This window comes from Pseudomonas frederiksbergensis, assembly GCF_000802155.2.
Taxonomy (GTDB): domain Bacteria; phylum Pseudomonadota; class Gammaproteobacteria; order Pseudomonadales; family Pseudomonadaceae; genus Aquipseudomonas; species Aquipseudomonas frederiksbergensis_A.
Window position 1 is genome coordinate 46,671 of record NZ_JQGJ02000019.1, and the last position, 26,482, is coordinate 73,152.

23 protein-coding genes and 4 tRNA genes are annotated in these 26,482 nt (G+C 60.9%); 12 read left to right on the top strand and 15 right to left on the bottom strand.

What is annotated here, in order from left to right; genetic code table 11:
- Positions 1–29: 29 nt before the first annotated feature.
- Entirely contained in the window at positions 30–1,046 is a 1,017-nt protein-coding gene (locus JZ00_RS24585; protein ID WP_039593883.1) for an outer membrane protein assembly factor BamD, read from the bottom strand.
- 151 nt (positions 1,047–1,197) lie between these two features.
- Between JZ00_RS24585 and rluD the strand changes: the two genes are divergently transcribed.
- The 8 genes from rluD to JZ00_RS32165 all read left to right on the top strand — a co-directional run bounded on the left by rluD (position 1,198) and on the right by JZ00_RS32165 (position 8,082).
- The gene (gene rluD / locus JZ00_RS24590; protein ID WP_039593882.1) at positions 1,198–2,160 is read left to right on the top strand and encodes a 23S rRNA pseudouridine(1911/1915/1917) synthase RluD; all 963 of its coding nucleotides are present in this window, start codon (positions 1,198–1,200) and stop codon (positions 2,158–2,160) included.
- Positions 2,157–2,882, top strand: coding sequence for a peptidoglycan editing factor PgeF (gene pgeF, locus JZ00_RS24595; RefSeq protein WP_039593881.1), 726 nt, complete (start codon positions 2,157–2,159; stop codon positions 2,880–2,882). Before rluD ends, pgeF begins: the two co-directional genes overlap by 4 nt.
- A 130-nt stretch (positions 2,883–3,012) precedes the next feature.
- Positions 3,013–5,577 carry an ATP-dependent chaperone ClpB gene (clpB, locus tag JZ00_RS24600; protein WP_039593880.1) on the top strand — a complete coding sequence of 855 codons (2,565 nt, stop codon included), beginning with the start codon at positions 3,013–3,015 and terminating at the stop codon, positions 5,575–5,577.
- Between the two features lie 315 nt (positions 5,578–5,892).
- A tRNA-Asn gene (locus JZ00_RS24605) sits at positions 5,893–5,968 on the top strand.
- A 7-nt stretch (positions 5,969–5,975) separates the two neighbouring features.
- Positions 5,976–6,052 (top strand) — tRNA-Pro (locus tag JZ00_RS24610).
- Between the two features lie 5 nt (positions 6,053–6,057).
- Positions 6,058–6,133: transfer RNA gene (locus JZ00_RS24615), tRNA-Lys, on the top strand.
- Between the two features lie 93 nt (positions 6,134–6,226).
- Positions 6,227–6,303: transfer RNA gene (locus tag JZ00_RS24620), tRNA-Pro, on the top strand.
- A gap of 153 nt (positions 6,304–6,456) precedes the next feature.
- Entirely contained in the window at positions 6,457–8,082 is a 1,626-nt protein-coding gene (locus JZ00_RS32165; RefSeq protein WP_039593879.1) for a methyl-accepting chemotaxis protein, read from the top strand.
- A gap of 53 nt (positions 8,083–8,135) precedes the next feature.
- Here JZ00_RS32165 and JZ00_RS24630 read toward each other — a convergent pair whose 3' ends face one another.
- The 4 genes from JZ00_RS24630 to JZ00_RS24645 form a co-directional block, all read right to left on the bottom strand.
- Positions 8,136–9,434 (bottom strand): NAD(P)/FAD-dependent oxidoreductase, encoded by a 1,299-nt coding sequence (locus JZ00_RS24630; protein WP_039593878.1) that lies wholly within the window; start codon positions 9,432–9,434, stop codon positions 8,136–8,138.
- A gap of 69 nt (positions 9,435–9,503) precedes the next feature.
- On the bottom strand, positions 9,504–9,677 hold the full coding sequence (locus JZ00_RS24635; protein WP_039593877.1) for a DUF3094 family protein: 174 nt from the start codon (positions 9,675–9,677) through the stop codon (positions 9,504–9,506).
- A 52-nt stretch (positions 9,678–9,729) separates the two neighbouring features.
- Positions 9,730–10,257 (bottom strand): MOSC domain-containing protein, encoded by a 528-nt coding sequence (locus JZ00_RS24640; RefSeq protein ID WP_039593876.1) that lies wholly within the window; start codon positions 10,255–10,257, stop codon positions 9,730–9,732.
- Positions 10,254–10,880, bottom strand: coding sequence for a DUF1780 domain-containing protein (locus tag JZ00_RS24645; protein WP_030140261.1), 627 nt, complete (start codon positions 10,878–10,880; stop codon positions 10,254–10,256). The genes JZ00_RS24640 and JZ00_RS24645 overlap by 4 nt, the downstream gene beginning before the upstream one ends.
- A 145-nt stretch (positions 10,881–11,025) precedes the next feature.
- On the opposite strand from JZ00_RS24645, the gene JZ00_RS24650 reads away from it, so the two are divergent.
- Positions 11,026–11,712, top strand: a complete 687-nt coding sequence (locus tag JZ00_RS24650) for an energy-coupling factor ABC transporter permease (protein ID WP_039593875.1) — start codon at positions 11,026–11,028, stop codon at positions 11,710–11,712.
- A gap of 63 nt (positions 11,713–11,775) precedes the next feature.
- Positions 11,776–11,991, top strand: coding sequence for a hypothetical protein (locus JZ00_RS24655; RefSeq protein ID WP_039593874.1), 216 nt, complete (start codon positions 11,776–11,778; stop codon positions 11,989–11,991).
- 4 nt (positions 11,992–11,995) lie between these two features.
- Here JZ00_RS24655 and yacG read toward each other — a convergent pair whose 3' ends face one another.
- The 5 genes from yacG to pilB are packed head-to-tail and all read right to left on the bottom strand — an operon-like array spanning position 11,996 to position 16,613.
- Entirely contained in the window at positions 11,996–12,202 is a 207-nt protein-coding gene (yacG, locus tag JZ00_RS24660; RefSeq protein WP_039593873.1) for a DNA gyrase inhibitor YacG, read from the bottom strand.
- Entirely contained in the window at positions 12,199–12,822 is a 624-nt protein-coding gene (coaE, locus tag JZ00_RS24665; RefSeq protein ID WP_039593872.1) for a dephospho-CoA kinase, read from the bottom strand. Before coaE ends, yacG begins: the two co-directional genes overlap by 4 nt.
- Positions 12,822–13,691: a prepilin peptidase gene (locus tag JZ00_RS24670; protein WP_039593871.1), complete on the bottom strand. Its 870-nt coding sequence runs from the start codon at positions 13,689–13,691 to the stop codon at positions 12,822–12,824. The genes coaE and JZ00_RS24670 overlap by 1 nt, the downstream gene beginning before the upstream one ends.
- 1 nt (position 13,692) lies before the next feature.
- Positions 13,693–14,910: a type II secretion system F family protein gene (locus JZ00_RS24675; protein ID WP_039593870.1), complete on the bottom strand. Its 1,218-nt coding sequence runs from the start codon at positions 14,908–14,910 to the stop codon at positions 13,693–13,695.
- A gap of 2 nt (positions 14,911–14,912) precedes the next feature.
- On the bottom strand, positions 14,913–16,613 hold the full coding sequence (gene pilB, locus JZ00_RS24680) for a type IV-A pilus assembly ATPase PilB (protein WP_039593869.1): 1,701 nt from the start codon (positions 16,611–16,613) through the stop codon (positions 14,913–14,915).
- Positions 16,614–16,838: 225 nt separating this feature from the next.
- Between pilB and JZ00_RS24685 the strand changes: the two genes are divergently transcribed.
- Positions 16,839–17,267, top strand: coding sequence for a pilin (locus tag JZ00_RS24685; RefSeq protein WP_039593918.1), 429 nt, complete (start codon positions 16,839–16,841; stop codon positions 17,265–17,267).
- Positions 17,268–17,577: 310 nt separating this feature from the next.
- Positions 17,578–17,931 carry a BON domain-containing protein gene (locus JZ00_RS24690; RefSeq protein WP_030140250.1) on the top strand — a complete coding sequence of 118 codons (354 nt, stop codon included), beginning with the start codon at positions 17,578–17,580 and terminating at the stop codon, positions 17,929–17,931.
- Between the two features lie 231 nt (positions 17,932–18,162).
- Here JZ00_RS24690 and JZ00_RS24695 read toward each other — a convergent pair whose 3' ends face one another.
- From JZ00_RS24695 to pgi, 5 genes are all read right to left on the bottom strand, one after another.
- A complete protein-coding gene (locus tag JZ00_RS24695; protein WP_039593868.1) occupies positions 18,163–18,459 on the bottom strand; it encodes a DUF2845 domain-containing protein in 297 nt (98 codons plus the stop codon).
- Between the two features lies 1 nt (position 18,460).
- Positions 18,461–21,394, bottom strand: a complete 2,934-nt coding sequence (locus JZ00_RS24700; protein WP_039593867.1) for a DUF748 domain-containing protein — start codon at positions 21,392–21,394, stop codon at positions 18,461–18,463.
- A gap of 118 nt (positions 21,395–21,512) precedes the next feature.
- Complete coding sequence (locus JZ00_RS24705) at positions 21,513–22,529, bottom strand: class I SAM-dependent rRNA methyltransferase (protein WP_039593866.1); 1,017 nt, start codon at positions 22,527–22,529, stop codon at positions 21,513–21,515.
- A gap of 139 nt (positions 22,530–22,668) precedes the next feature.
- Entirely contained in the window at positions 22,669–24,606 is a 1,938-nt protein-coding gene (gene acs, locus JZ00_RS24710) for an acetate--CoA ligase (RefSeq protein WP_039593865.1), read from the bottom strand.
- 142 nt (positions 24,607–24,748) lie between these two features.
- Positions 24,749–26,413 (bottom strand): glucose-6-phosphate isomerase, encoded by a 1,665-nt coding sequence (gene pgi / locus JZ00_RS24715; protein ID WP_039593864.1) that lies wholly within the window; start codon positions 26,411–26,413, stop codon positions 24,749–24,751.
- Between the last annotated feature and the right edge of the window lie 69 nt (positions 26,414–26,482).

Here is a 26,482-nt window from a genome sequence, read left to right on the forward strand (position 1 = left end):
CAAGTCTCCTTTTTTCATCGGGTCGTGTCTTAGTCAAACAGGCCGAAGGTCATGTAGCTGAGCCAGGAGCGGTCGCTGGACTCGCTTTCAGGTTCTTCTTCCTCGATCGCGTCGCCATTTTCATCTTTTGGCTTGAGCTCGTCCGGGATGGCTTCCTTGGCGTCCTGGAACTGACGCTGGACGTCCTGGTTGGCGCGGGTTTCGCCCGGCGGCAGCGGAGGACGGGACTCGATCAGGCCCAGGGTCGCCTTGCTCAGCCACGAACGGTTGTCGGCTTCGGCGACGCGTGGGGTGAACTGGCCGTCGACCAGGGAAGGGTGGTCAGGGTAGTTCAGCTTCAGGGTTTCCAGGCTGGTGGCCGCCAGGTCGTCCAGGTGCAGGCGCTGGTAGGCTTCGGTCATCACCGCCAGGCCGTCGCCCACCGATGGGGTTTCCTGGAAGTTTTCCACCACGTAGCGGCCACGGTTGGCGGCGGCGACGTAGGCCTGGCGAGTCAGGTAGTAATCAGCCACGTGGATTTCGTAGGAAGCCAGCAGGTTGCGCAGGTAGATCATGCGCTGCTTGGCATCCGGCGAATAACGGCTGTTGGGGAAGCGGCTGGTCAGCTGGGCGAACTCGTTGTAGGAGTCGCGCGCGGCGCCCGGGTCACGCTTGGTCATGTCCAGCGGCAGGAAGCGCGCCAGCAGGCCGACGTCCTGGTCGAAGGAGGTCAGGCCCTTGAGGTAGTAGGCGTAATCGACGTTCGGGTGCTGCGGATGCAGACGAATGAAGCGCTCGGCGGCGGACTTGGCAGCTTCCGGCTCGGCGTTCTTGTAGTTGGCGTAGATCAACTCCAGCTGGGCCTGGTCGGCGTAGCGACCGAACGGATACCGCGACTCCAGCGCCTTGAGCTTGGCGGTGGCGCTGGTATAGCTGTTGTTGTCCAGGTCGTTCTGCGCCTGTTGGTACAGTTCGACTTCGCTCAGGTTTTCGTCTACGACTTCCTTCGACGAGCAAGCAGCAGTCAATGCGAGGATGGCGATCAGCAGCAGGTGTTTCACTTGCATGGCGGCTTGCGTCCCTATGACGGCCGCTGTCTTGGGCGGGGCCGTCCTGTTATGATGAGCGCCCCGTTGAAAAGCCTCGGGGCAAAAGACGCCGTATTTAACCACAAGCGCGCAGCCGAAACCAAAGGCTGTGCCGACGCCCAGTCCGAGCATGTCCGATAAAATAGAACTTCGCGCAGAGGTGCCGTCCGAATTGGGCGGCCAACGCCTCGATCAAGTCGCCGCCCAACTCTTCGCCGAGCACTCTCGCTCGCGCCTTTCCGCCTGGATCAAGGACGGTCGCCTGACAGTGGACGGGGCGGTGATCCGTCCGCGCGACATCGTCCATGGCGGCGCCATCCTCGAGCTGACCGCCGAACAGGAGGCCCAGGGAGAATGGGTCGCCCAGGACATTGCACTGGACATCGTCTATGAAGACGACGACATCCTGGTGATCAACAAGCCTGCGGGTCTGGTGGTTCACCCGGCGGCCGGTCATGCCGACGGTACGTTGCTCAACGCCTTGTTGCACCATGTGCCTGGCATCATCAACGTGCCGCGCGCCGGTATCGTGCATCGCCTGGACAAGGACACCACTGGCCTGATGGTGGTCGCCAAGACCATCCAGGCGCAGACACAGTTGGTCACACAGCTGCAAAGCCGGAGTGTCAGCCGCATCTATGAATGCATCGTGATCGGTGTGGTCACCGCCGGTGGCAAGATCAACGCGCCGATCGGCCGTCACGGCCAGCAACGCCAGCGCATGGCGGTGATGGAAGGTGGCAAGCAGGCGGTCAGCCATTACCGCGTGCTTGAACGCTTCCGTTCCCACACCCACGTGCGGGTCAAGCTGGAAACCGGGCGGACCCACCAGATCCGTGTGCACATGGCCCACATCAATTTCCCATTGGTCGGTGACCCTGCCTACGGTGGTCGCTTCCGTATTCCGCCGGCTGCCAGCCAGACCATGGTCGAGTCGCTGAAGAATTTCCCGCGCCAGGCGCTCCACGCGCGTTTCCTGGAGTTGGATCACCCGACGACCGGTAAGCGCATGAGCTGGGAATCGCCGCTGCCGGATGATTTCGTCTGGCTGCTGACGTTGCTCAAGCAGGACCGCGAGGCGTTCATCGGATGAATGACTGGCTGATGCCCGACTGGCCCGCGCCAGCCCGGGTCAAGGCCTGCGTCACCACCCGCGAGGGCGGCGTCAGCCTGGCGCCGTTCGACAGCCTCAACCTGGGTGATCATGTCGGCGACGACCCTTCGGCCGTGGCCGAAAACCGTCGCCGCCTCACCGATCAATTCGCGATCACTCCGGCTTGGTTGCAGCAAGTCCATGGCATTGACGTGGTCGAGGCGGATCCTACTCGGGTCGCCACCGCCGATGCGAGCTGGTGCGCCACGCCGGGCATCGCTTGCACGGCAATGACGGCGGACTGCTTGCCGGTATTGTTCTGCAACCGCGCCGGAACCCGGGTCGCGGCGGCCCATGCCGGTTGGCGCGGGTTGGCAAGCGGTGTGCTGGAAGCCACCCTCGACAGCCTCGCGTTACCAGCGGATGAAACCCTTGTCTGGCTCGGCCCGGCCATCGGTCCGCAAGCGTTCGAAGTCGGGCCGGAAGTGCGCGAAGCATTTATTGCGCAGCATACCGACGCAGAGCGGGCCTTCCAGCCCAGCCACAACGCCGGCAAGTTCCTGGCCGATATCTACGCACTGGCGCGCCTGCGCCTGGCGGAACGGGGCATTACCGCCGTGTACGGTGGCGGCTTGTGCACAGTGAGCGACCCACGCTTCTTTTCCTACCGGCGCAACGCCCGCACCGGTCGCTTCGCTTCCTTGATCTGGCTCGAACGCTAGACTTCCCTGATCTGTATCAACAGCGCGCTGCTTGAATCTTCCAGAATCGGCCACATCTATAGCGGTATCTGGCAGGTTTCTTCATTCAGGATGTTTCTTAGGTCCGGCCTGCTCAAAAGGAAGGTGACCCATGCGTATCGACCGTTTAACCAGCAAATTACAATTGGCCTTGTCCGACGCCCAGTCCTTGGCCGTCGGCCTGGACCATCCCAGTATCGAACCGGCGCACTTGATGCAAGCCATGCTCGAGCAGCAGGGCGGCTCCATCAAGCCGCTGCTGATGCAAGTGGGCTTTGACGTCAACAGCCTGCGCAAAGAGTTGGCCAAGGAACTTGACCAACTCCCTAAAATCCAGAATCCGACCGGTGACGTGAACATGTCCCAGGACCTGGCGCGACTGCTCAACCAGGCCGACCGGCTGGCCCAGCAGAAGGGCGATCAGTTCATCTCCAGCGAACTGGTGCTGCTCGCCGCGATGGACGAGAGCAGCAAGCTCGGCAAGTTGCTACTCGGCCAAGGCGTGAGCAAGAAAGCCCTGGAAAATGCGATCAATAACCTGCGTGGCGGCGATGCTGTCAACGACCCTAACCACGAGGAAGCCCGTCAGGCCCTGGATAAATATACGGTCGACCTGACCAAGCGCGCCGAGGAAGGCAAGCTCGACCCGGTGATCGGCCGTGACGATGAGATCCGTCGCACCATCCAGGTCTTGCAACGGCGCACGAAGAACAACCCGGTACTGATCGGCGAGCCCGGCGTGGGCAAGACCGCCATTGCCGAAGGCTTGGCCCAGCGCATCATCAACGGTGAAGTGCCCGATGGGCTGCGGGGCAAACGCCTGTTGTCCCTGGACATGGGGGCCTTGATCGCCGGCGCCAAGTACCGGGGCGAGTTCGAAGAACGGCTCAAGGCCCTGCTCAATGAACTGTCGAAGCAGGAAGGGCAGATCATCCTGTTCATCGACGAATTGCACACCATGGTCGGCGCCGGCAAGGGCGAGGGCTCGATGGACGCTGGCAACATGCTCAAGCCCGCGCTGGCCCGCGGCGAGCTCCATTGTGTCGGTGCGACCACGCTCAATGAGTATCGCCAGTACATCGAGAAGGACGCTGCACTTGAGCGGCGCTTCCAGAAAGTGCTGGTGGATGAGCCGAGTGAAGAAGACACGATCGCCATCTTGCGGGGCCTGAAGGAGCGCTACGAGGTTCACCACAAGGTCGCGATCACCGATGGCGCGATCATCGCGGCGGCCAAGCTTAGCCATCGCTACATCACTGACCGTCAGTTACCGGACAAGGCCATCGACCTGATCGATGAGGCCGCCAGCCGCATCCGCATGGAAATCGATTCCAAGCCTGAGGTGCTGGATCGGTTGGAGCGGCGCTTGATTCAACTCAAGGTCGAATCCCAGGCCTTGAAGAAAGAAAGCGACGAAGCGGCGAAAAAACGTCTGGAGCGGTTGCAGGAAGAAATCGTTCGTCACGAGCGCGAGTATTCCGACCTCGAGGAAATCTGGAACTCGGAGAAAGCCGAGGTCCAGGGTTCTGCGCAGATCCAGCAAAAGATCGAACAATCCCGCCAGGAACTGGAAGCGGCTCGTCGCAAAGGCGACCTCAACCGCATGGCCGAGCTGCAGTACGGGGTGATCCCGGACCTGGAGCGCAGCCTGCAAATGGTCGACCAGCACGGCAAGAGCGAAAACCAGTTGCTGCGCAGCAAGGTCACCGAGGAAGAGATCGCCGAAGTGGTGTCCAAGTGGACCGGCATTCCGGTCTCGAAGATGCTCGAGGGCGAGCGTGACAAGCTGCTGAAAATGGAAAGCCTGTTGCACCAGCGTGTGATTGGCCAGGAAGAAGCGGTGGTGGCGGTGTCCAACGCCGTGCGCCGGTCCCGCGCCGGTTTGTCGGACCCTAACCGTCCGAGCGGCTCGTTCATGTTCCTCGGCCCGACCGGTGTGGGTAAGACCGAATTGTGCAAGGCGCTGGCCGAGTTCCTCTTCGATACCGAGGAGGCGATGGTGCGCATCGACATGTCCGAGTTCATGGAGAAGCATTCCGTGGCTCGCTTGATCGGCGCACCGCCGGGCTATGTCGGCTACGAGGAGGGCGGTTACCTGACCGAGGCCGTGCGTCGCAAGCCGTACTCGGTGATCTTGCTCGATGAGGTCGAGAAGGCTCACCCGGATGTGTTCAACATCCTGCTGCAGGTATTGGAGGACGGTCGCCTGACCGACAGCCACGGGCGCACGGTGGACTTCCGCAACACCGTGATCGTGATGACCTCCAACCTGGGCTCTACGCAGATCCAGGAACTGGTGGGTGACCGCGAGGCGCAACGTGCTGCGGTCATGGACGCGATCTCTACGCACTTCCGGCCGGAATTCATCAACCGCGTCGACGAAGTGGTGATCTTCGAGCCACTGGCTCGCGATCAGATCGCCGGCATTACCGAGATCCAGCTGGGTCGCCTGCGCAGCCGCCTCACCGAGCGCGAGCTGAAGCTGCAACTGAGCGACGAGGCGTTGGACAAGCTGATCGCGGTGGGTTACGACCCGGTCTACGGCGCGCGGCCGCTCAAACGAGCGATCCAGCGCTGGATCGAAAACCCGTTGGCGCAGTTGATTCTGTCGGGGCGCTTCATGCCGGGCGAAACCGTGACCGGTACCGTGGAAAACGACGAAATCGTCTTCAACTGAAGGCCGGCACAGCCGGATATTGGAATGGCCTCGCCTTGCGAGGCCATTTTTTTCATCAGGCCGTTGAACTCAAAGGAAAAGACTTGTAAAGTGCGCCCCGCAGTACGTCACCCCAAGGGCGACTTCTCTCCGGGAAGGAACCTAAAATAAGTTGCAAATCATTGTCTTGAAAGCAATTTAAGGGGTTGACAGAGGTTTTGAAGATTGTAGAATAGCGCGCCTCAGACACACGAACGCAGCGATGCAGACGGGTCGAAGAGGTTGAAGCAAGCTTCAACGCTGTAGCGGTAAATTGCAGTAACTTGAAATATCAGTTCCGTGATAGCTCAGTCGGTAGAGCAAATGACTGTTAATCATTGGGTCCCAGGTTCGAGTCCTGGTCACGGAGCCATTTCAATCGGGGTATAGCGCAGTCCGGTAGCGCGCCTGCTTTGGGAGCAGGATGTCAGGAGTTCGAATCCCCTTACCCCGACCATATTTGGGTCGTTAGCTCAGTTGGTAGAGCAGTTGGCTTTTAACCAATTGGTCGTAGGTTCGAATCCCACACGACCCACCATTTTTGAAACCAGTTCGCTGGAATCGAATCTTAAGATCAGAGGCCAAAAGCGCTGATCGAGGAAGGCGACTTGCGAAGGTCGCCTTTTTTTACCGGGGTATAGCGCAGTCCGGTAGCGCGCCTGCTTTGGGAGCAGGATGTCAGGAGTTCGAATCCCCTTACCCCGACCATATTAAAAATCCTCGTATCGAAAGATACGGGGATTTTTTTTGCCCGCGAAAAAGCAGATGGCTTCAAGTCGTCGTACAACCTGCCGATAACCCGCCGACAGGGCACGTATCGATCGCCCTCCTTCAGGCCAACAACAATAAAAGGCGCCCGTCATGTTCCTTCGCCAATTGAATATCGCCCGCCGCGCCGCGCTGGGTTTTGCCTTGATCGCCGTACTGGTGGCGCTGCTCGGGGTATTTGCGCTGGGACAGATGTCGAGCATCCGCGACAGCGAGGTCGCGGTGGAAACCCAATGGCTGCCCAGCATCCGTGGCGGTGACGAAATTCGCGAATTGATGCTGCGCATTCGCACCATTTCCCTGCGCATGGCCCTGGACCAGGACCCGAAGAATATCCCGGTGTATCGCGGCCAGATGGATACCCGCGACAAAGAACTGAGCGAAAAGATCGCCAGTTACGACAAGCTGGTCATCACGCCGGAAGGCAAGGCGCTCTACGACCAGTTCAAGCAGACCTTTGCCGCCTACCGTTCGGGCATTGCCCAATCGTTCACCTTGGCCGAGCAGGGGCGTCGGGATGAGCTGATCAAGCTGTTGCTGGTGGACATGAAGACCGTAGTGGACGGGTCGGGCAAGCAGCTCAATGATCTGGCGCAATTGTTCTCCAGGCAGGTGTCGATCGAGAGCCAGAAATCCCAGGAGCATTACGTCAACTCGCGGATGATCGTCAGCCTGTTCGTCGTGCTGGCCGCCCTGGCGACGGTCGTCCTCGCGATGCTGCTGACCCGCAGTATCGTCAAGCCCTTGGGTGAGGCGGTGAACGCGGCGGAGAACGTAGCACGTGGCGACTTGACCCGCCCGATCGAGACCCATGGCAACGATGAAGTGAGTCGTTTGCTCAAGGCCTTGGCCACGATGCAGCAGAACCTCCGTCAGACCTTGCAAAGCATCAGTGGCTCTGCGGCTCAACTGGCGACCGCTGCCGATGAGCTGAATGCGGTCACGCTCGACAGCACCCAGAGCCTGCAACAGCAGAACACTGAAATCGAACAGGCCGCCACTGCCGTCACTGAGATGACCACCGCCGTTGAGGAAGTCGCGCGCAACGCCGTTTCCACCTCCGACGCCACCCGTCTATCCAGCGAGTCGGCGACGTTGGGGCAGGAGCGGGTCAGCGACACCGTCGAGGCCATCAGCGCGCTTGCCGATGACGTGCAGGTTACAGGCGGCCTGGTGCAGTCACTGGCCAGCCAGTCCCAGGACATCGGCAAGGTGCTGGATGTGATCCGGGCCATTGCCGAGCAGACCAACCTGCTGGCCTTGAACGCGGCCATCGAAGCGGCCAGGGCGGGGGAGAGCGGTCGTGGTTTTGCGGTGGTCGCCGACGAAGTGCGAGCCTTGGCTTATCGCACGCAGCAATCGACCCAGGAAATCGAGCAGATGGTCCAAGGCATGCGTAACGGCGCCACCCAGGCGCTCGACTCCATGCAGGCCAGCTCCAGCCGCGCGGCGAGCACGTTGGCGATGGCGGAACGGGCGGGCGAGGCATTGCAGACCATTACCGCGTCAGTGCACCAGATCCACGAACGCAACCTGGTGATCGCCAGCGCCGCCGAGGAGCAAGCGCAAGTGGCCCGTGAGGTGGATCGCAACCTGGTCAATATTCGTGATCTGTCCGTGCGCTCGGCCACCGGGGCGGACCAGACGAGTGCGTCCAGCCATGAGCTGTCACAACTGGCGAATTCGTTGCGCACGATGGTGCAGCGGTTTCAGGTTTGATTGAAACCAAGTACTGACGGTGCCGCCGCGTTCCGACGAAGGCGATGGATGCCTCAGTGCAACTTCAGCCGCGGCTCGGTCCCGCGCCCGATCTTGCTGCCCAACATCAGCATCGCCGTGCGGAACACGCCATACAGTGCCATCTGGTGCATGCGATACAGCGAGACATAGAACATCCGCGCCAGCCAGCCTTCGAGCATCACGCTGCCGGTCAGGTTGCCCATCAGGTTGCCCACCGCCGAGAAGCGCGACAGCGAGATCAGCGAGCCGTAGTCGGTGTATTTGTATGCCGGCAGGGCCTTGCCTTCGATCCGCAGCTTCAGCGATTTGGCCAGCAGCGAGGCTTGCTGGTGCGCGGCCTGGGCGCGTGGCGGAACGTTGCGGTCGCTGCCCTGTTGTGGGCAGGCGGCGCAATCGCCGAAGGCAAAGATGTTTTCGTCGCGAGTGGTCTGCAGCGTCGGCAGCACTTGCAACTGGTTGATCCGGTTGGTCTCCAGCCCATCGATCTCCTTGAGGAATTCTGGCGCGCGAATCCCGGCCGCCCAGACTTTCAGGCTTGCACCGATCACTTTGCCATCCGCGGTGATCAGGCTGTCGGCGGTCACTTGGCTGACGGCGGCATTGGTCATCACGTTGACGCCGAGCTTTTCCAAGGTCTTGTGCACCGGCCCGCCGATGCGTTCCGGCAGGGCCGGCAAGACCCGTGGGCCCGCCTCGATCAGGGTTATGTGCATGTTCTCCGGTTTGATCCGGTCCAGGCCGTAGGCATGCAATTCGTGGGCGGCGTTGTGCAGCTCGGCCGCGAGTTCGACGCCAGTCGCGCCCGCTCCGACGATGGCGACGCTGATGCGCTCGATGACATCGGTCTGCCCTGCATGGGCACGCAGGTAGTGGTGAAGCAATTGCTGGTGGAAGCGTTCGGCCTGTTTGCGGGTGTCGAGGAACAGGCAGTGTTGCGCCGCGCCTTCGGTGCCGAAATCGTTGGTGGTGCTACCCACCGCGATCACCAGCGTGTCGTAGCCCAGTTCCCGGGCCGGCAACAGTTCTACGCCCGCCTCGTCATAGGTGGCGGCCAGTTGGATTCTTTTGTTCTCTCGATCCAGACCGCTCATGCGCCCGAGCTGGAACTCGAAGTGGTTCCATTTTGCCTGGGCGACATAGTTGAGTTCGTCTTCGGAGGAGTTCAGGGAACCGGCGGCGACTTCGTGCAGCAGCGGTTTCCAGATGTGGGTCAGGTTCGCGTCGACCAGCATTACGCTGGCCGTACCACGCTTGCCCAGAGTCTTACCCAGACGGGTAGCCAACTCCAGACCGCCGGCGCCGCCGCCAACGATGACAATACGATGAGTCATGGGGATATCTCGCAAGGCTAAAGGAATTCGGTGCCGTTACCTGTGCGAGCGTCGATGACAAAAAGCGGCTCATAGCGTCAGGTAACTGATCAATCGGCTCAACAGGCCCAGGCCAATCGTGATGGCCAGTACCACCACCAGGAGCATCCACGGCCGGAAAGGCCGGCGCTCGACTCGGTGCTGGGACAGTTGCAGGTACTCTTCGACATGCTTCTGGTCATCTGGGTTCAGGCGGCTGGTCATATTGGCCTCGTCAGGTAGACGTTGCGGAATGTGAAGACGTTACAGCGTCCGGCTATCCGGCATTGAAATTAGCGTAGCCGCTCGCCGGGACAGGTTCGACGCAAAGGCTGTCATCCAGGCGAATGATTCCGCTTTGTAGCACCCGCGCGGTAATTCCGCCATGGCCGCGTACGGCCTGGAAGGTGCCTTCGCCGAGGTTTCGTTCCAGTCGTGCACAGGGCTGGCACCAGCCGGTGGTTTCGAAGATCGCCTGGCCGATGCGAAAACGCCGGCCCTTGAGGCTGAACAGGTTGATCCCGCTCACTACAATATTGCGCCGCAGTTCTTGAGGCTGCACCGGCTGACCCTCGGGACGGCCCATCAGTGAACTGATCACGGCCAGGTGCTCCCATTGAATCAACGTCACTTGCCGCGCATTGCGAATGCCGGGGCGGGCGTGGTCGCCGGTCAATCCGGCCTCCAGGCGCGCCTCCACGGCGTCCAGTTCGATCATCGGCGCATGGCCCTGGGGACGCACACCGATCCAGCGCACGCGACCTTGTTGTGGCACAGCGGCGATCAATTCCTGCAATGGGCTCACAGACTGATCCCCACATCGAAGACGATGCTGCGGCCCAGGTTGCCCCGCAGGAAATCAGGTGCATCGGGGTGGGCGAACAGTACCCGGGCGAAGGTCGGCCCAACCAGCGACAACGAGCGCCAGCCCTGGCGCAGGTATTCGGTCGGGGGCGGGAAATGGCTGTTGAGGTCCAGGACTTCGCGCTTGAGACTGGCGAACGCGATGATGTCCAGCTCCCCCAGGTCCATGCCGCGCTCGGTGTAGTTGTGGGCTTTCTTGCGCAGGGTCGGTGCCAGCCTCATCAGGAACTCATTGGCCGGAATCCGCCGGGGCTTGGCCTCGCGCCGCACCAACTGGCTCAGGGAAAAGGCACTGCGGCGACGCTGCAATTCGTCGCGCCACTCGTCGTTGAGGCGGCGGCCTTCATCGAGCACGAAAAACACTTCGAAATTCGCATCGCGGAACAACACGTCTGGCGGCTCACCAGCGGGGGCGAACTCATCGGCGCGATAAGGCACGTTCAGCCCTTGCAGCAGGCGCTGGCAGACCCAACGCTCACGCTCCCATTTGCGGGCGTTGGAGAGGAAGGCGTTGGCTTGCTCGGCCGCGATGGTCAGCAGGCGTAAATAATCGGAGTCATCCATGAGCCCAAGCTTAGCGTTCAATTGCTACAAGCCCAAAGCGTTGCGTTGATTAATGGCGCCCAAGCGCGCAGGTGTAGACTGCCGGCTTGAATCTCAGGGCGGCCACGGAGTCTCTGATGCAAGGGCATGCCAAAGGAGTTGATCGATGATCGGTGCCGAGTTGCTCTCGCCGCAAACCCTGGCGGTTGGCTGGCTGATCTATGTGCCGGCGATAGCCTGGGCGGTGGCGCGCGCGCCGTGGGTCGAGCTGTTTACCGACAGCCGCCGTCAGCACCTGCTGTTTGGTACGGTGTTCGCCCTGTTCATGTTGTGGCTGGTACGACGCGACTTCGACACTGGCGTCTCGTATCACTTCATCGGCCTGACCGCCGTCACCTTGCTGCTGGACTGGCCGCTGGCGATTCTTGGCGGGCTTATCGCCCAGCTTGCGCTGGTGCTGTTGGGGCGCCAGGACTTGATAGCCGTTGGCATCAATGGCGCGCTGTTGATTCTCTTGCCGGTGCTGATCACCGAATGCTGCGCAATCCTGGTGGAGCGTGCCCAACCGCGCAATTTGTTTGTGTATATCTTCTGTTCCGGTTTCCTGGCGGCCGCGCTTTCGGCGCTGGTGTGCCTGCTGCTGGGGCTGGGCCTGCTCTGGCATGACGGCATTTTCGTCATGCCTTACTGGCTGGAGGATTTCATTGGCTACCTCTGGCTGATCATCTTCCCCGAGGCCTTCATCAACGGCATGGTGGTCAGCGCATTGGTGGTGTTCAGCCCAGAATGGCTCGAGACTTTCAACCGCACGCGCTATCTGTCGGCGCCCTGGAACGATGACGACAAGCCTTGATTCACGTCAAGGCTGCGCCGCCTGCCGCCCTTCATGCTTTGGAAAACTTTCAGGAGTGCCAACATGAGTGTTTATGAGTGGGCGAGGCAGGAAATCCGGCGTAGCCACGATGCAGCGATGGAAATCGGATTCGATCCGGGCTTGAGCCTGCGGGCCTTGCTCAGTGCCATCGTGCAGCAGAGCAAGACCGTCCGCAGTGTGGATGACCTGGCCGATGAGCTGAGTTTCCTGGCGGAGAATCTCGACGATAACCAGGATTACGGTTTCATGCGGCCCTGAGGAATCAATGGTGGGAGCGAGGATTGAAGTCTTCGCTGAACAACTCATCCTCGGCATCCGTGGCCACGGGAATCTTGTGTTCTTCCGACGCCCAGGCGCCCAGGTCGATCAGCTTGCAGCGATCTGAACAGAACGGCCGGAATTTGTTCTCAGGGGTCCATTCAACCGGGGCGCCACAGGTTGGGCAATCGACGATTGGGGGTTGGCTCATGGTTGGCCTCCACGCAAGGTAAGGTAAAAGTGATGCAGGCGTTCGACCTCGCTGTGCAGCCAGGCAAGGTCGCGGTCGTTGACCAGCACATCGTCGGCATGGCTCAGGCGGTCCTGGCGGCTGGATTGGGCCTTGAGGATTGCCTGGACCTGCTGTTCGCTGGTCTGGTCGCGCTGCAAGGTGCGTTCGACCTGCAGTCGTTCAGGCGCGTCGATCACCAGGATCCTCTGGGTCATCGCGTATTGTCCCGACTCGATCAACAGCGGTGATACCAGGATCGCATAGGGTGATTTTGCCTGGCCCAGGTGATGGGCGATTTCGTCGGCGATCAGCGGATGCAGCAGCGTTTCGAGCCAACGGCGCTCATCGGCATCCTCGAAGATCAGCGTGCGCAGCGCCGACCGATCCAGCGTGCCGTCTGCCTGCAACACGCCAGGACCGAAGTGCTCGGCAATCTTTTCCAGTGCCGGACGTCCAGGTTCGACCACCCAGCGCGCCGCATGGTCGGCATCGACCGTGTGCACGCCCAGGTCGATAAAGTGCTGGGCTGCCGCGCTCTTGCCGCTGCCGATGCCACCGGTCAGGCCGAGAATCCAGGGTTTTTTCAAAGGGCTGCTCATTAGAAACCGACTGACTGCCAATAGAAGTCGGTTATTTGACCACCCCAGAGCAACGCAATCCAGCCGGCAATCGCCAGATAGGGGCCGAAGGGGATCTGTGTCGATGTCGGGGCGTCCCGCATGCGCAGCACAATGACGCCGACGACAGCGCCCACCAGCGAAGACAGCAGCAGTGTCAGCGGCAGGATTTGCCAGCCACCCCAGGCGCCCAGCATCGCCAGCAGCTTGAAATCGCCGTAGCCCATGCCTTCCTTGCCGGTGATCAGCTTGAACACCCAGAACACCGACCACAGCGCCAGATAACCCGCCACCGCGCCCCACAATGCCTGGTGCAGCGAGACGAACAGCTCGAAGCTGTTGACGATCAGCCCCAGCCACAACAACGGCAAGACCAGGGAGTCGGGCAGCAGTTGGTGCTCGGCGTCGATCAGGCTCATGGACAGCAGGCCCCAACTCAGCACCATCGCCATCGCGGCGTGCCAGCCGAAGCCGAAATGCCAGGCAAGGAACGCCGACAGCGCGCCGCAGGCCAGTTCGGTCAGGGGGTAACGCTTGCCGATGGGCGCGGCGCAACTTGAACAGCGGCCGCGCAGCATCAGGTAGCTCAACAGCGGGATATTTTCCCAGGCCCGGATACGGTGACCGCAATGGGGACATTGGGAATGGGGCAGCATCAGGTTGTAGACCGGACCAGGGGCTTGCGCCGGCAGGCCCAGCAGGTCCTGGGCTTGCAGGCGCCATTCGCGGTCGAGCATCTTCGGCAGGCGCCACACCAACACATTCAGGAAACTGCCGATGATCAGCCCAAGCAGCAGTGCGGTGAGCACGAACGCCAAGGGGTAAAGCACGAAGAATTCGCTCAAGGGCATGTCAGATCGCAGAGCCGAGTTGGAAGATGGGCATGTACATGGCAACCACCAGGCCGCCGACGACCACCCCCAGGATGACCATGATGAAGGGTTCCATCAGGCTGGTGAGGTTGTCCACCAGATTATCCACTTCGGCTTCATAAAAACTTGCCACCTTGTCGAGCATGTCGTCCAGCGCGCCGGATTCTTCGCCGATGGCGGTCATCTGGATTGCCAGGTTCGGGAAAATGCCGGACGTACGCATCGAGAAATTCAACTGCATGCCGGTCGAGACATCCTGTCGAATGCGTTGCACGGCACGCTTGAACACCACGTTGCCAGTGGCGCCCGACACAGAGTCGAGGGCTTCGACCAGTGGCACGCCGGCGGCGAACGTCGTCGACAGCGTACGGGCGTAGCGAGCCACGGCGGACTTGTACATCAAGGCGCCGACCAAGGGCAGCTTGAGCAGCCATTTGTCTCGCCAATCACGAAAGGCCTGGGAGCGCTTGAGCGCCTGCTTGACACCGAAAAATCCCCCCACCAGCCCGCCCAGCAATACCCACCACCATTCTTGCAGGAACTCCGACAGGCCGATGACCATCAGCGTGAAAGCCGGTAGTTTTGCGCCAAAGCCTGAGAAGACCGACTCGAACTGCGGCACGACCTTGATCAGCAGGATGCTCGTGACCACCGCCGCGACAGCGATCACCGCGGCAGGATAGGTCATGGCTTTCTTGATCTTGGCCTTGAGGGCTTCGCTTTTTTCCTTGTAGGTCGCGACGCGGTCCAGCAGCGTGTCCAGGGCGCCGGCTTGCTCGCCGGCGTCCACCAGGTTGCAATACAACTCATCGAAATACTGTGGGCATTTGCGCAGGGAGGCGGCGAAGCTGTTGCCGGCGGCGACTTCCTGTTTCACCTCGTCCACCAATTTGCGCATATTCGGATTGTCGAAGCCCTCGCCAATGATGTCGAACGCCTGCAACAGCGGCACGCCCGCCTTGAGCATCGTCGCCATCTGGCGGGTGAACAGCGCGATGTCCAGCGGCTTGATGCGCTTGCCCTTGCTGAATATCGACGTGGATTTCTTGCGAACCTTGCCCGGGTTGATGCCTTGTTTACGCAGCTGTGCCTTGACCAGTGCCGGGCTCTGGCCGGTCAGTTCGCCGGACATTTTCGTGCCTTTGCGGTCTTTGCCTTCCCACGTATAGACGTCGGTTTTTACTGCCTTGACCGCCATGTTCAATCCTTGGTGACCCGGTTGATTTCTTCGAGGCTGGTGATGCCTTGCATCACTTTGAACAGCCCCGAGGTGCGCAAGTCGTTGAAGCCGTCCTTGCGCATTTGCAGATCGATTTCCAGGGAGTTGCCTTCGGCCATGATCAGCCGTTGCAGCTCAGGCGTGTTCTTCACCACTTCGTATACCCCCACGCGACCCTTGTAGCCGTTGTTGCACTGTTCGCAACCGACCGGCTCATAGATCGTGAATGAGCCGATGCGTTCCCGGGGGAAACCTTCCTTGAGCAGGGTTTCCTCGGGAATCTCGATGGCTCTTTTGCACTGGGCACACAGCTTGCGCGCCAGGCGCTGGGCAATGATCAAGTGCACCGCCGTGGCGATGTTAAAGCCAGGGATGCCCATGTTCTGCAGGCGGATCAGTGTTTCGGCGGCGCTGTTGGTGTGCAGGGTGGACAACACCAGGTGCCCGGTCTGTGCGGCCTTGATGGCTATCTCGGCAGTTTCCAGGTCGCGGATCTCACCGACCATGATCACGTCCGGGTCCTGGCGCAGGAACGAGCGCAGGGCATGGGCGAAATCCAGGCCCTGGCGCGGATTCACGTTGACCTGGTTGATGCCCTCCATGTTGATCTCCACCGGGTCCTCGGCGGTCGAGATGTTGATATCCACGGTATTGAGGATGTTCAGGCCGGTATAGAGCGACACGGTCTTGCCCGAGCCGGTCGGCCCGGTCACCAGGATCAGCCCTTGCGGTTGCTTGAGGGCCGCCATGTACAGGTCTTTCTGCTCCGGTTCGTAGCCCAGGGCGTCGATGCCCATTTGCGCGCTGGAGGGATCGAGAATCCGGATGACCACTTTTTCGCCCCAGAGCGTGGGCAGGGTATTGACCCGGAAATCGATGGACTTGGTTTTCGACAGGCGCATCTTCAACCGACCGTCCTGGGGCTTGCGTCGCTCGGAAATGTCCAGGCTTGCCATGACTTTCAGGCGCGCGGCAATGCGGTTGGCCAGTTGGATGGGGGGCTTGGCGACCTCCCGCAGCATGCCGTCGGTACGCACCCGCACCCGGTAGGTTTTTTCATAGGGCTCGAAGTGCAAATCGGAAGAGCCGCCCTTGATGGCATCCAACAGCATCTTGTTGACGAAGCGCACCACGGGCGCATCGTCGCCGTCCTGGCCGGCGATGGTGTCCTGCTTGCGGTCGTCGATCGACTCGATGTCCAGGCCGTCGAGATCGACATCCGTCATGCCCTCCAGCCCGGTGCTGCTGGATTCGAAGAATTTCTCGATGGCGTCGCTGAGCTTGTCGTCTTCCACCAGGATGGCTTCGGTGGTGAGGCCGGTGCTGAACTGGATGTCGTTGATGGCTTGATGATTGGTGGGGTCGGAAATACCTACGTACAGCTTGTTGCCGCGCCGCCATAGCGGTAGCGCGTGGTGCTGGCGCACCAGTTTTTCGCTGACCAGGCCGGTGGGCTGGTTGTCCTTGTCGAGGCTGTTGAGGTCCAGCAGGGCGATACCGAAATGCTCCGAGGCAATTTCCGCCACCTGGCGACTCTGGATCATTTTGTTTTGCACCAGGTAACTGACCAGGGGCACTCGATTGCGCTGGGCCTGTTGAAAAGCCTGCTGCGCGCTTTGTTCGGTGATCAGTTCAGCCAACACCAATTGCTTGGCCAGGCCGCTGAGGGCGATGTCATTCATGGGGATACCGGACGCGGACTGTTCTTGATTTATAGCCTAGTCAAGCATCGGTGCCTGACCAGCGCACAGAGGTGACAAAAAGCGTCAGATAGTGCGGTTGTTGGGGTGCCACGTAGGTCTTTTGCAGACAGGAAAGCCTTGATTGGCGGGGCTTCCAGGGTTGGCATGCGCTCTGCAATGGCCGTTTCAGGTCATGAGATTTCGACTCATGCATGGGAGATGTCTATGAGAAAGCAAAAGGGTTTTACGCTGATCGAGCTGCTGATCGTGGTGGCGATCATTGGGATCCTGGCGACGTTTGCGTTGCCGCAGTATTCAAAGTATCAGGCGCGAGCGAAGGTGACGGTCGGGCTGGCGGAGGCTTCTTCGTTGAAGGTGCCGGTTGAAGACTTGCTGAATAAAGGTACAACACCAACCGCTACCAACACGGGCGTACCTGCATCAAGCAATAATTGCACAATGGCTGTCGCAGGTGATGCTGCTGCCGGGACCGCCACCATCACTTGCACCATCAAGGAAGCGCCTTCTTCCATCGTAGGTAAAACGATCACTCTCAGTCGTCTCGGGACGGGTGCCTGGAGTTGTGCTTCTAATGTTGCTGAAGAGTTCTTGCCAGCGGGCGGCTGCACCGTAGCGGCCGGCGGAGCCGGTTGATCGCTTAAGCGAGACCCAACCGAAGCCCCGCATCTGCGGGGCTTCGTCATATTACGGAACGAGCAATTCCCCTTCTTAAAATAAATCTCAGGAATTCATAAGCTTAGCAACCCACCGAAACCCGCAACTTGCATGTACTAAATCCCTCGGTCATGCAATTTGCATGATAATGAAAAAAGCCGCTTCGCTTAACTTACTGATTAATAACGTTTTTTACATTGTTTCAAAACTGGCACAGCCTTCGCACTACTCCTGACAACCTGCCGCGATGCACTTTCGGCAGTTTCTGAGAAAAACAGGAGTTACTCGTATGAAGAAGTTCGCTATCACTGCCGCTGCTGCCACTGCACTGACCCTGACCATGGCTAGCGCTTTCGCCGAGACCACTCAAGCAACTCAGGCCCCGATGATGCTGGCTGCGGGCGAAGTGACAGAGGCTAAGGAAGACGTTTCCGATACCTGGATCACCACCAAGGTCAAAGCCGACCTGGTCACCGAGAAAGGCATTCCAGGCTCCGACATCAAGGTTGAAACCAACAAGGGCGTCGTGTCCCTGTCTTCGACCACTGTCCTGAGCGATGCGCAGAAAGACACCGCCGTCGCGATCACCAAGAAAATCAAAGGCGTCAAAGCCGTATCGGCTGATGGCCTGAAATCCGAGTAAGGAAAGGCTTCTCGCCTGGACGGGAGAAGGCGCGGCAAGCGGGCTGGGTTATACGCTTGCCGTCGCTTTGGAGTTCATGCGAAAGGCCACACGGACGTGGCCATTACAGGCCCCCGGCATTCGTGCCGGGGCCTGTTCTATTCTGGGAAAGAAAAAGTGCGCCAGGCAGGGAAATCGCCGCTCCTTCCGCGAGCAGGTACTGTCAGCAGAGGCCTGCAGGGAATAGCCCAGTCACCGCCCACGGCTGCTGGTAATTTCCACCAGCCGATTCCTCTCGAAGCGCAAGTACTGGTACATCCCGCTATTGGGCCCGTAGGTCCATTCCTCCACCGGGTACTCTTCCCTGCGGTTGACGCTGCGTTTGTAGCCCAGGTCATCCCGCGCCGCCGGCTCGCCACATTTGCGCAACACCTCGCTCGAGCGATCGCCGACGCTGACCAGGTGGCTGCCACAGCGCAGTGTAGTGGCGGCCGAGGCATGGCCGGCGGCAAGCAACAAGCCCAGGCCGAGTCCGTACAGGTACTTCATTTCATTCCGCATCCAAATGCATTGGCGTGATGACGGTGCCGTCTTTTTCGGCCTGGCCGAGGCTGGCGTCGATGAAGTACACGCGGTCATCGGCCAGCTTGCCCTTGTCCACCAGGAAGTCCTTGATGCTGCTCGCCCGCTCCTGGCCCAGTTCGCGCAACAGCACATCACTGCCGCTCCAGAACTTGATGACGCCTTCACGGAGCTTGTCGGTGCGAGCCTTTTTATCCAGTTGCGTCCATTCAGCCGGTGGCTGGGTCTTCAGGCGAGTGCGATAGATGCCTTCCAGCAGCGGGGCCTTTTCATCTTCCGGTACTTGCAGCAAGGAAGCCTTGGCCGGCACTTTATCGCCACGGCGCTGCAGCATCTTGTAGTAGTTGTACTGGTATTCGCGCTCCAGGCGCTGGGCGGCGAGCAGCGGTCCGTCGCTGCTTTCGGCGGCGGTGCCTTCGATTTCCAGACGCAGTTCCGGACGTTTGCCCAAGGCTTCGGACAACTTGAGCAGCACGCTTTGGTTTTCCTGGCTCAGGTCGCTGGACCCCGGGGCGAATGCCACGCTGCCCAAGTCTTCCGAGCCGCCGCCGGCCACCAGCCCGCCGATCAGCTTGAAGGGCGCCTGGGCCGCGCGGACCACCAGGTTGCGCAGGGTTTGCCAGACAATCGGCATGACACTGAACTGCGGGTCATTGAGGTCGCCGGAAACCGGCAGCTCGATGGAAATCCTGCCCTCCGAATCCTTGAGCAGGGCGACGGCCAGTTTCAGCGGCAGGCTCACGGCGTCCGGGCTGTCGACTTTCTCACCCAACTGCAATTGCTCGACCACGACTTTGTTGTCAGCCTGGAGCTGGCCCTTGGTGATCCGGTAGTGCAGGTCGAGATTGAGACGGCCCTTGCGGATGCGATAGCCGGCGAACTTGCCGGAGTAGGGCGTCAGGGTCGTCAACTCGACCCGCTTGAAACTGGTGGCGATATCGAGGCTGGCCATCGGGTCGAAGGGGTTGACCGCGCCCTTGATGGTCACCGGTGCGTAGCGGTCGACCTTGCCTTTGACGTCCACGGTGGCGGGCTTGGCCTGGCGGCTGTCGATGGTGCCGATCTCACCGTTGAGTTGCTGGATGGCCGTGGCGAAGTTCGGCGTCAGGCTGAAGTCGGCGAAGTTGGCCGAGCCGTCGTTGATGGCAATGGCACCGACATGAATGCCCAAGGGCTTTTCCTTCGACGCCGGTTTGGCCGCGGTGTTCTTGGCAGGGCTGTCGGCGGGTTGCGCGATCAACAGGTCATCGACGTTGGTGGTGCGATCGTCATTGATCATGAAGCGCGCGTAGGGCTGGAACAGATTGACCTTGTCGATCGACAGGCTGTCGCCATGCTGGTAGTTGAGGCCTTGGAGTTCCAGGCGTTGCCATTTGAGGAAGTCGCGGGTCTTGAGTGTGTCGAGCGTATGCAACTGATCGACCTGGGCACGACCGGTGACGGCCAGTGCCAACGGCTCGGTGCTCTTGAGGTCCACCACCAGGTCGCTGCCGAGCATCCCGGAGCGAAGCTCCAGGCGAATGAACGGGTTGATGTAGGCCTGGGCGACTCGCAGGTCGATGTCCTGGGTCTTGACGTTGAGCTTCGCGGTGACCGGGTTGAGGTTGACTACGCCGTCGGCGAGGATCTTGCCCTGCTTGCCCAGCCCCGTATCCAGCTTGAGGTTGAAGGGCGAGCCATTGAGAGTGTCGTAGTTCTGCAGGTCGAGGTTCAGCGGGCCGACTTCCAGGGCCAAGGGCGGCTGGGCCTGGCGGTCGGCCAGGTGCACTTGGTAGTTGCGCAACTGCACGTCCTTCAGCAGTACTTGCCAAGGCTTGCTGGGTGCTGTCGGCTCAGGTTTGGGCGAGTCGGCGGCTGCCGGGGCCGAGGCCGGTTCTGCCTTCACTTGCGGTTTGGCTGGCTGGCTGGCGAAGAGCTTTTGCCAGTCCAATTGTCCGTCTGCTTCGCGAGCGGCCCAGGTTTCCAGCTTCTGGCTGCGGATCTTGCCGACGATGACCTGTTGCTTCGCCAGGTCCAACGAGGTTTCGCTCACGTCCAGGCGCTCCAGCCTTGCCAGCGGGCGGCCGTCAGGCGCCTTCATGGCGAAGGGCGCGACGCTGACGGCCGCGTTGCTCAGCAACAGTTCCGTGCCCTTGGCGAGGTTGAGCTTGTAGTCGGTGCTGAGGTCCAGCACGCCGTTTTCCAACACCAGCGGCACCGCGTCGCGTACATAGGGCCAAAAGGCTTTCATCTGGCCGCCTGTGATCTTGAGCGTGCCTTGGGACGATATCGGGGTGAGGCTGAAATTACCGGTCCAGTCGAGCTGACCGCCGTTGGGGCCTGCGGCCACCAAGGTCATGTCGGCGCTGTCATCGGGTAACGTGCTGAGGTTTTTCAGCTCGAAGTCGAGGGCGTCGTAGAGGAATTCAATGGGCTCGCTGGGGCGCAAATCCTGAAAGTGCACGTAGCCGCTGGCGAGCTTGATCCGATCCACTCGCAGGGGAAACGGCTTGGCCTGCGGGTCGGCCGGGGTTGGCTCGCTGGGCGGCAGCTTGAACAGGCCCAGCAGGTTCAACTGGCCGTCCTTGGCGAACACCACTTCGGTCTTGGGCTTGTCCAGTTCGATGTCCGCCAGGTGCAGGGCGCCGGTCCAGAGGCTGTCGGCTTGCAGGTTGGCGTAAAGGCGTTCGAAGCCGACCTGTTCCTTGCCCGGCTCGCCGATCATCAGCCCCCACAAGGTCAATTCAAGGCTGAAAGGGTTGAGTTCGATGCGCTGGATCTGGGCCGGCACCGTGGCATGGGCGGCCAGTTGCTGATTGACGATGCGCAGGGCAATGCCCGGCAAGATCAGGAAACCCAACAGGCTGTAGAGGGCCAGTGCGGTCAACAGGGCGCCGAAAGCGCGAATCAGTCCTTTGGGCATGTGTGGCTTCGTCTGGTATGAATCGGAGTGCCTTGGAGTATGGCATGCGTTTACGGTTCCGAAGCCACTGTGTTTTATCAGATTTGTCCGTTTTTTCCGTGGGATTGCCGAGGCGTGCTCAGAATTGAAGGATCAACGTTTTAAGGGGTGGTTGCTGATCCTGCGACGGGAAATCGTCGCCGGGTGCCAGCACGCTCCACTCGCGGACCGGGCGGCCAGCCTTCTGCGCGCAACGCAATACCTGTTCGCGCCATTCATCCATGGACACTTTCGCCAGGTTGTTGCAGCAGATCAGCACGCCATCGTCGGCGGTGGCAAGCAGCGCCGGCTTGAGCAGGCTTTGATAGTCGCGCAATAGATCGACGGTGCCGAATGCGCTCTTCGCCCATGCGGGTGGATCGAGCAATACCAGATCGTACTGACGCTGTTCCAGGCGTACGTAGCTTGGCAGTTTCTGTCCGCGCCGTTGGCTGATGGGCAAGCCGGCCAACTGGCGAATCGCTGGGAAATAATCCGATTGCACGAACTCCATCGCTGGTAGATCGGGATTGAGCAGGCCATTCTCGCGCCCCACCGCCAGGTTGCCTTCGGCGAAGTCCAGGTTGCAGACCTCCCGCGCGCCACCGGCCGCGGCGCTAAGGCCTACGCCACAGGTGTAGGCGAACAGGTTCAGCACGCTTTTGTCCCGGCTGTGCGCCTTGACCCAGCCGCGGGCGTTGCGCAGGTCGAGGAACAGCAACGGATCCTGGCCGGCATGGCGGCCGCGAACGCGGTAGTTCAAACCCCATTCATGCCCGACGAGGTCTTGCAGGGCGGCTTCGTCGGCCTGATAGACGCTGTCCTGGCGGTCGATACGCGAATTGCCCCGGGCGCGATCGTTGTAGACCAGCAGGGTGTCCAGGCCCAGGTATTCATTGACGATGCCGTGCAGTTGCAGCAAGGGGTCGAGTTCCAGCGACTGATGGAAACTCTGCACCAGCAGTTGCGGACCGTAGCGGTCGACGGTCAGGCCGGGCGCGCCTTCCTGGCTGCCGTGGAACAGGCGATAGCAGTCGGTGCCTTGCTGGTGCAGTTGGCCGAGCAGGGCCTGGCGCTGGTCGAGGGCGGCGCGCAGCGCCAGATTCAAGGAAGACATGCCGGGCGCGCCTTAGAGAAATGAGGCGCGGGAGTTTAGCAGCTATGAAGGATCGGGTTTGAGGTTGCACAAGGTTACGAGTCAGACACCGTCCTGTGGCGAGGGAGCAAGCTCCCTCGCCACAGGTTTTTGCATAGCCTCAGCGATTCAAGCGCTTGTCGATCAAGCCCTCCACCACGCTCGGGTCGGCCAGGGTCGAGGTGTCGCCGAGGCTGTCGAGCTCATTGCAGGCGATCTTGCGCAGGATCCGGCGCATGATCTTGCCCGAGCGGGTCTTCGGCAGGGCCGGCGCCCACTGGATCAGCTCCGGCTTGGCGAAACTGCCGATTTCCTTGCTGACATGGGCCAGCAATTCCTGCTTCAGCGCGTCGTTGGCCTCGACGCCGTCCATAGGCGTTACAAACGCGTAGATGCCCTGGCCCTTGAGGTCATGGGGGTAACCGACAACCGCCGCCTCGGCAATGTTGTCGTGCAGTACCAGCGCGCTTTCCACTTCGGCGGTGCCGATGCGGTGGCCCGAGACGTTGATCACGTCGTCGATGCGGCCGGTGATCCAGTAATCGCCATCTTCGTCGCGGCGGGCGCCGTCGCCGGTGAAGTAATAGCCGGGGTAGGGCTTGAAGTACGTATCGACCATGCGTTGGTGATCACCGTAGACGCTGCGAATCTGCGCCGGCCAACTGGATTTGATCGCCAAGACCCCGCTGCCCGGGCCGCTGATTTCCTTGCCGGCCTCATCCAGCAGCACCGGTTGCACGCCAAACATCGGCCGAGTGGCGCAGCCCGGCTTGAGCCGTGGCGCGCTCACCAAGGGGCTGAGCATGATGCCGCCGGTTTCGGTCTGCCACCAGGTATCGACAATCGGGCAGCGTTGCTCGCCGACGACGTTGAAGTACCATTCCCACGCCTCGGGGTTGATTGGCTCACCGACGCTGCCGAGCAGTCGCAGGCTCTTGCGAGACGTTTCCTGCAGGGGCTTGGCGCCTTCGCGCATCAGGGCGCGCAGAGCCGTCGGCGCGGTATAGAAAATGTTGACCTGGTGTTTGTCGATCACCTGCCAGAAGCGCGAGCTGCTTGGGTAGCTCGGCACGCCTTCGAAGATCAACGTGGTGGCGCCGTTGGCCAGAGGGCCATAGACAATGTAACTGTGGCCGGTGACCCAGCCGACGTCGGCGGTGCACCAGAAGACCTCGTTGTCGCGGTAGTCCAATACGTACTTGAAGGTCATCGCCGCTTGCAGCAAATAACCGCCGGTAGTGTGCAGCACCCCCTTGGGCTTGCCGGTGCTGCCGGAGGTGTAGAGGATGAACAACGGGTCTTCGGCGTCCATCGGCTCGGGCGGGCAGTCGTCGCTCATCTCATGCGTGGCCTGGTGATACCAGAGGTCGCGACCTTCGACCCAATCCACCTCGGCCTGGGTGCGCTCGACGACCAATACGGTGCTGACGTTCGGGCAGCTTTCCAGCGCCTTGTCGACATTGCGCTTGAGCGGTATGAAGCGCCCGCCGCGCACGCCCTCGTCGGCGGTGATGACGGTGCGGCAATCGGCGTCGAGAATCCGGTCGCGCAGCGAATCCGGTGAAAACCCGCCGAATACCACTGAATGCACCGCACCGATGCGGGTGCAGGCGAGCATGGCGTAGGCTGCTTCCGGGATCATCGGCATGTAGATACACACCCGGTCGCCTTTTTTCACCCCACGGCTTTTCAGCACATTGGCCAGTCGGCAAACGTGGTGGTGAAGTTTTTTGTAGGTGATCTGTGCGGATTCGGCGGGGTTGTCGCCTTCCCAGATGATCGCTACCTGGTCGCCGCGGGTCTCCAGGTGACGGTCGATGCAATTGGCGGTGACGTTCAGCTTGGCACCGGCAAACCAGCTGGCCTCGCCATTCTTGAGGTCATAGCGCTGGACGGTCTGCCACGGCGTCATCCAGTCGAGAAAGCGCGTGGCCTGCTCGGCCCAGAAGGCGCTGGGGTGTTCGATGGATTCCTTGTAGAGCCGCTTGTACTCGTCTTGACTCAGTTGCGCAGCCCGGCGGACGGCATCGGCTTGGGGGTACTGGCTGATATCGAACATGACGGTTCCTTATTCTTGTTTTGCGACAAGATATAAAGATGCGCCCAGTGAATATCGAGTTCAAGTTCTACATGGAACCAGTGTGGGAGCGAGCAGGCTCGCTCCCACAGGAGCAGCGGTGAGCTGTGGAGCGGCGATACGATCAGCCGCGATGACGCCCGCGGAAGTAGTTGATCAGGCCTTGGGTCGAGGCGTCTTCGGCCGCGGTTTCTTCGCTGCCCACCAGACGGTTGTAGACACCTTTGCCCAGCTCCTTGCCCAGCTCCACGCCCCACTGGTCAAAGGCGTTGATGCCCCAGACCACGCTTTGTACGAAGACCTTGTGCTCATACAGCGCGACCAGCGCACCGAGGCGGCGCGGGCTGATGCGTTCGACCACCAGGGTGTTGCTCGGACGGTTGCCCGGGATCACCTTGTGAGCGGCCAGTTTCTGGACTTCTGCTTCGCTGGCGCCCTTCTCGCGCAGCTCGGCCTCGGCTTCGGCGCGGGTCTTGCCAAGCATCAGGGCCTGGCTCTGGGACAGGCAGTTGGCGTACAGCCACTGGTGATGGTCGGCAACCGGGTTGAAGCTGACGATCGGTACGATGAAGTCGGCCGGGATCAGTTGGGTGCCTTGGTGGAGCAACTGGTGGTAGGCGTGCTGGCCGTTGCAGCCCACGCCGCCCCAGATGACCGGGCCGGTATCGGTGGAGACCGGCGTGCCGTCCTGGCGAACGCTCTTGCCATTGGACTCCATGTCCAGCTGTTGCAGGTGCTTGGTGATGTTTCGCAGGTAGTGGTCGTACGGCAGGATCGCGTGGCTCTGCGCACCCCAGAAGTTGCCGTACCACACGCCCAGCAATGCCAGCAGCACCGGCATGTTCTGTTCGAACGGCGCGCTCTGGAAATGCTGGTCCATGGAGTAGGCGCCGGACAACAATTCCTTGAAGTTCGACATGCCGATGGCCAGGGCGATCGGCAGGCCGATGGCCGACCACAGCGAGTAGCGCCCGCCGACCCAGTCCCACATCGGGAAGATGTTCTCTTCACGGATGCCGAATGCCACCGCGGCGGCGTTGTTGCTCGACACCGCGATGAAGTGGCGATACAGCTCCGCTTCCGAACCGCCCTGTGCCAGGTACCAGGCGCGTGCAGCCTGGGCGTTTTTCAAGGTCTCGAGGGTGTTGAACGATTTCGACGAGACAATAAACAGCGTGGTTTCAGCGCGCAGTTTCATCGTCAGCTCGTGGAACTCGCTGCCGTCGATGTTCGCCAGGTAATGGCAGCGAACGCCCTTGTGCGTGTAGGACAACAGCGCTTCGGATACCAACTGTGGCCCGAGGAACGAGCCACCGATGCCGATGTTCACCACGTCAGTGATCGGCTTCTCGGTGTAGCCGCGCCACAGGCCGTCGTGGATGCGGCCCACCAGGTCGGTGATCTGGTTCAGCACCTTGTGCACGTCCGGCATCACGTTGACGCCGTTGACCAACAGCTTGTCGCCGACCGGGCGACGCAGGGCGGTGTGCAGGGCGGGGCGGTTTTCCGAAGCGTTGACGATCTCGCCTTCGAACAGCGCCTTGATCGCGCCCTGGAGGTCTACTTCGTTCGCCAGGCCCACCAGCAGGTCGCGGGTCTGGGCGTTGATCAGGTTCTTCGAATAGTCGAGAAACAGGCCGCAGCTCGATAGAGTGAATTGGTTGAAACGCTGCGGATCGGCATTGAACGCTTCGCGCATGCTGAAATCCTGCATGGCTTTGCGGTGGTCATTCAGCGCTTGCCAGGCGGGCAGAGCGGTCACGTCTTGAGGAGTTCGGTAATACGCCATCGCTGCGGGTTTCCTTTTTACTTGAACGACCTTTTGTACACTAAAAATTCCGGCGCGGCTCGAAGCGGG